Genomic DNA, 5674 nt, shown 5'->3' with positions numbered 1-5674 from the left:
GCGTTTCCCCTACGACGCCCCGGACGCCGCCGTGCACGTTTCGGGCGTCCGGGGCGTCGTAGGGGAAACGCGGGGAGGGGAGGCGCACATTGCTGCGCAGGAAGGCGCGCCGCGCGCCGCAGACGCAGGGGGCGGATCCGCTCGGTCCGGCGCTGGAGGACCGGGTGCGGGCGGTGCTCGCCCTCGGCGGCGTGCCGCACGCCGATCTCGCCGACGGGGTGCAGCAGGTGCGGCTGAAGCTCCTTGAGCGGGCCGCCGACGGGCGTGCGGCGCCGCGCGACGTCTCGGCGTGGGCGGCGGTCGTGGCCTCGAACCTGGCGATGGACTGGCACCGGGCCCGGCGCAGACAGGAACGCCTCGGGGAGCGGCTCGCCGTGCTGTGGCGGGAGAGCACGGACGAGGACGGCGCGGAGTCGCGGGCCCTGTCCATGGCCGTGGCGCAGGGCCTCGGCGCGCTGCCCGACGCCCAGCGGCAGGTCGTGGTGCTGCGCTTCTACGCCGATCTGCCGGTCCGCCGGATCGCCGACGAGCTCGGCATCCCGGAGGGCACGGTCAAGAGCAGGCTGCACACGGCGGTACGGCACCTGCGGGCGCGGCTGCACGAAGGGGAGGTGGTGTGACGGTGGCGGAGAAGGACTTCGACGCGCTGCTGCTCGCGATCACGGACGAGCCGGTGCCGGGCGAGGCGCTGCGCGACCCCGGTTTCGCCGCCGAGCACGCGGCGGCCCTCGCGGACGTCGCCCTGCTGCGGGAGGGGCTCGGCGCCGTGGGGGACGCGCTGGCGGCGGATGCCGCGCCCGCGCGGCCGGTGCCCGTGCCGGTCCGGGCGCCGCGCGGGGCCCGGCACCGGATGGCCGTCGCGTTCGGTGTGGCCGTCGCCACGGCGGCCGCCGCCATGGCCGGTGGGCTGGCCTGGCTGGTGGTGGACGCCGGGCGGGGCGCGGGCGACGCGGACAAGGCGTCGGGCGCGGCGGCCGACGGCAAGAGCCGCCAGGACGGCGGCGCGGACGCCGACCTCAGCCCCGAGGGCTTCGTCGCGTGCTCGCGGCTGATCGTGGAGGGCACGGTCACGGCGGTCGACCCGGTGCCGGGGGGCAGCCAGGACCGGGTCACGGTCGACGTGACGCGGTACCTGAAGCCGGAGTCGGGCAGCGGCACCGTCACGTTCCCCATGGACCAGGACGTGGACCCGCGCCTGGAGACGGGCGACCGCGTACTGATCACCATCGGCAGGGGTGCGGGCGAGCCCGCCGACTGGGCCGTGGGGGAAGAGCGGAACCGTCTGCGCTCGATGATCCTGAAGGCCCTGCCCGCGTCGAAGGGCGTCCGGTGCGACAGCGGCCCGGGCCCCGGCGACTGACCTCGCGCCACACGGTGAGGCCCCGCACGGTGAAGCCCCGCCGGATTCCGCCCGAGGGCGGTTCCGGCGGGGCTTCTGGGACGTTACGGCGTGACCTTCTCGATCTTCACGCTGCCGCTGCCCGCGGCCGTGCCGCCCGCGTTCAGGAGCGAGACCTCGCCGAAGAGCTCACGGCCGTCGGCGGCCGGGGCCTTCGCCTCGACCTTGGCCTCGACCTGCGCGGAGTCGCCGTTGCCGAGCTTGACCTTCTTGGCCTCGTCGACCGTGACGCTGCCGAGCGCGCCCGAGAAGAAGACGTCGCGGTAGTCGTACGCGGTCGTGCCGGACGGCACCGAGTAACCCGTCACCTCGATCGTGTACGTACCGGCGGCCGGCTTCGCCAGGCTCACGGACTCCTCCGAGTCGCCCTCCGCGGAGGTGCCGACGACCGTGCCGTCCTTCTTGACGGTCAGGTCGAGGTCGGCGGCGATGTCGGCGGGCGAGCCGATGACGACGTCGAGCCGCTCGGCACCCGCGGGCACGACGACCGTGCTGGTCTGCTTGGCGCCCTGGGCGATGCTGGGCCGGGCCGACTTGGCCGAGCCGAGCGAGCCGCCCTTCAGCTTGCCGTCGACCGCGGCGAAGTTGTTCTTCGCCTTCCAGGCGACCGGCGCCGGGGTGCCGACCTTGGCCTCGGGGACCGTCTGCACGGCCGGGTCGAAGTCGACGCCGAGCGCGGCGACCTTCAGCTCGTAGGGGTTGTCGAGCAGCGGCGACGTGCGGCGCGACTCGACCTCGATCTCCCAGACGCCCGCCTGCGGCTCCGCGTAGGAACGCAGGTCGGGACGGCAGGTGTTGGCCGGGTTCTCGTAGTTCGGGTAGCAGACGATCGACGAGGTCGAGTCGACCGGCACGCCGTACGGGTGCACCGCGATGAAGCGGGTCTGGCTCTTGCCCCGCAGACCGCCGAGCGCGACCTCCAGGGACTTGGCGCCCTTGGGCACGGTCACGAAGTACGACGTGGTGCTGTTGCGCTGCGTGGAGCCCTTGGCGGAGAAGGTGTACGAGGGCTTCGCGAGCGGCGCCGAGACGACGACCGTGGACATGATCTGCTGGTCGACGCCCTCGGTGCGCTCGTCGTCGACGGTCAGGATCGCGCTGTGCAGACCGGCCGACTTGGCCTTCGCCTGGACCTTGACGGTGACCGGCTTGTTCAGCGGCAGCGAGACCTCGTCGTCGCCGAGCAGCTTGAAGGTGTCCTCGTGGTTGTTGACCAGGTCCAGCTCGTGGCGGACGGCGCGGTCCGGGCCCGAGGTGCGGGTGATCGTGACGTCGTACGTCCGCTTCTGGCCGGTCTTCAGGCCGCCCTCACGGTCGTAGATGCCGGTGCCCGGCTTCTTCAGCTCCTGTTCGAGGGCGGTGTCGACCGGGGCCTGCACCGTGTAGGAGTGCGCCTTCGCGTCGTCCTCGATGGCCTTCCAGGCGTCCACGATGTCGATGAGGCCGGTGCCCTGGGCGTAGGCCTGCTCGCCGCGGATGCGGTCCGCGGTCGAGGTGAGCGCGGTGCGCAGCTTCGCCGGGGTCAGGTCGATCTTCTCCCGCTTGGCGGCGGAGAGCAGCAGTGCCGAGGCGCCCGCGGCCTGCGGGGACGCCATCGAGGTGCCCTGGAGCATGGAGTAGCCGGCCGGGAGCTTGTAGCCCGCCTCGGTCACCGGGGAGCCCGGCAGCCAGGTCTGGGTGGTGTTGATGGCCGAACCCGGGGCCGAGATGATCGGCGCGAAGCCGCCGTCCTCACGCGGACCGCGCGAGGAGAAGGGCATCATCGCGTACTTCCGCTCGACCTTGGAGCCGTAGTTGGCCGCCCAGGTCTCCTTGGAGATGGCCGCGCCCACCGAGATGACCTTGTCGGCCAGGCCGGGGTCGCCGATGGTGTTGGCGCCGGGGCCGCTGTTGCCCGCGGAGATCACGAGCTGCACGCCGTAGGTGTCGATGAGGCGCTTGTAGAGCTCGGCGCGCGCGTTGTTGCCGTCGTTGAGGGCGGGCAGGCCGCCGATCGACATGTTCACGATGTCGACGCCGCGCTTGGTGACGAGGTCGATCATGCCCTCGGTCAGCGCCACGTTGGTGCAGCCGCCGGTCCAGGTGCAGGCGCGCGAGGAGACCAGCTTGGCGCCGGGGGCGGCGCCGTTCATCTTGCCGCCGAACAGGCCGTTGGCCGCGGTGATGCCCGCGACGTGCGTGCCGTGCTCGGACTCGATGACGCCGATGTTGACGAAGTCGGCCTTCTTGCCGACCCACTCGCCGCCGTACGGGTCGGTCGGCACGTCCTTGCGGATCTCGACGACGAACGGGATGCGCTCGACGACGTCGGTCGCCGGGTCGTCCTTGCCGAAGTAGGCGACCTGGTGGCCGTCCTTGTACGGCTTCATCGGCTCGTCGTCGGTGAAGTCGTTGTTGTTGTTCAGGTCGACGCGGACCGTGCCGGACGCCGGGTCGTACAGGACGCCCCAGCTGTCGGTGGTGTCGCCGTCGCGGTTGAGGTCGCCCTTGGCGTCGCCGCCGGTGGTGGCCGACTCGCGGAAGCGGTTGACCTGGAAGGAGCCCGCCGGGGCCTGCCACGTCTCGCCTTCCCAGGTGAAGACCGGGCCGCTGACGGGGTTGGTCATCCGGCGCCAGGTGCCGTCCGCGTCCACGATCGGGTCGGTCGCCGTCACCCAGTCGGTGATCTTGCGCTCGCCGGTGGTCGTCTTCTTCAGCGCCGGGTGACCGAGGTCGATGCCGGAGTCCAGGATGCCGATGGTGACGCCCCGGCCGTCGGCCTTGCGGTGCTTCTTGACGAAGTCCACGGCGCCGGTCTCGGCGGACGGGTTGTACGGGTTGTCCGCCGGGGTGTGCTTGTCCGGCCCCGCGTAGGTGCCGCGCGCGCCGTCCCGCGCGCCCTTGGCGCGGTCGGCCGCCGGGGTCGGGTCGTCCAGCTCGATCTCGTGCCGCAGGTCGATGGCGTGCACGGACGACAGCTTGGCCGCGGACTTGATCGCCGCGTCGGCCTTGGCGGTCGGCACGGTCGCGCGGACGTAGCCGAGCTTGTCGTAGGTGCGGCCGACCGAACCGCCCTTGACGGCGTCGAGCTGGTCGGCGACCTGCTCGGTGGCGCCGGGCGCGGTGGCGACCATCATCGTGACGGTCTTCTCGCCGTCCGCCTTGGCCTCGGCGAGCAGATCGGCGTCGGCCGATCCGAGCTTGCCGCCGGAGGACTTGGGGGCGGGCACGGGGGTCGTCCCGTCCGCCGCGAAGGCGAGGGGCACGGCCCCGGTCGCGCACAGCGCGGCGGTGAGACCGACGGCTATGGCGAGACGGGGCGCGCGTCTGGCGCTGGAACTGGATCTGGGCATCGGCATCCCTGTACGTGAAAGACGGGAGAGGGTGAACCGGCACCGATTTTCGGACGGGTCCGAAATCCGGGACCGGATGACCGCTCAGCCTTACGCAAGTGATCGGTGTTTGGGGAGAGTTGTCCGAGCTGTGATATGTGCATGGCGTAATTCCGCCATGCGTCATGGGGGACAAGGCGCCGTATAGCGAGATTTGCTCCCGGACGACGGGCGACCGGTGCAGCGCCTAACGTCAACCCGTGCAGAAAGAACTCCGGGTGGCGGCCTACGCCGTATGCGTACAGGACGGGCAAATCCTGCTGGCCCGCTGGGTCGCCGGGGACGGCAGCAAGCACTGGACCCTGCCCGGCGGCGGCATGGACCACGGCGAGGACCCCTACGACACGGTGATCCGGGAGGCGGAGGAGGAGACGGGGTACACCGTGGAACCGTCGAGGCTCCTCGGCATCGACTCCCTGCGCCGCCGCTACCCCCGGCGGCTCGGCGCCACCGCCGACTTCCACGGCCTGCGGATCGTGTACGAGGGCCGTGTCACCGGCGGCACACTGCGCCCCGAGACCGACGGCTCCACCGACCTCGCCGCCTGGCACCCCCTGGAAAGCGTCCCGGACCTCGACCGCGTGGGCCTGGTCGACATCGGCCTCGGACTCTGGCGCGACCGCCCCGCCGACGGCCGCGGCGGAACCGTCGACCACCGCACGCCCTGACCCCCGCGACCCCTTCGCTTCCCCGGAAGATGAACGCGGAGTGACCGCCTCCCCTCCACCCGAGGAGAGGCGCGTGACCGCGCAGGGCCCACGTACGGTGATCGGCGCCGCGCGTTGCCGTCTCGTTCACGCGCAGGCCATCCCCGCTGCCAACGATCCAGTACGAGCGAGGAACTCACGGGTCCGGAACGGCCCGGGGCCCCTCGCGACCACTGCCGACGCGTTCGCACCCGGGG

At 72.2% G+C, this 5674-nt stretch carries 4 protein-coding genes; 3 read left to right on the top strand and 1 reads right to left on the bottom strand.

The genetic code is table 11. The features are described from left to right. The first annotated feature begins 89 nt into the window (after positions 1-89). The gene (locus tag AB8Z36_RS28860) at positions 90-620 is read left to right on the top strand and encodes an RNA polymerase sigma factor (RefSeq protein WP_369216325.1); all 531 of its coding nucleotides are present in this window, start codon (positions 90-92) and stop codon (positions 618-620) included. Beyond that, a complete protein-coding gene (locus AB8Z36_RS28855; RefSeq protein WP_369216324.1) occupies positions 617-1360 on the top strand; it encodes a hypothetical protein in 744 nt (247 codons plus the stop codon). Before AB8Z36_RS28860 ends, AB8Z36_RS28855 begins: the two co-directional genes overlap by 4 nt. An 83-nt stretch (positions 1361-1443) precedes the next feature. Here AB8Z36_RS28855 and AB8Z36_RS28850 read toward each other — a convergent pair whose 3' ends face one another. Beyond that, positions 1444-4737, bottom strand: a complete 3294-nt coding sequence (locus AB8Z36_RS28850) for a S8 family serine peptidase (RefSeq protein ID WP_440582022.1) — start codon at positions 4735-4737, stop codon at positions 1444-1446. A 287-nt stretch (positions 4738-5024) separates the two neighbouring features. Here AB8Z36_RS28850 and AB8Z36_RS28845 point away from each other — a divergent pair, with 287 nt between their 5' ends. Beyond that, positions 5025-5438 carry an NUDIX hydrolase gene (locus AB8Z36_RS28845; RefSeq protein ID WP_440582023.1) on the top strand — a complete coding sequence of 138 codons (414 nt, stop codon included), beginning with the start codon at positions 5025-5027 and terminating at the stop codon, positions 5436-5438. Positions 5439-5674: the final 236 nt, after the last annotated feature.

This window comes from Streptomyces flavofungini, from assembly GCF_041028215.1.
GTDB lineage: Bacteria > Actinomycetota > Actinomycetes > Streptomycetales > Streptomycetaceae > Streptomyces > Streptomyces flavofungini_B.
This window is presented reverse-complemented; position numbering and strand designations above follow the sequence as displayed.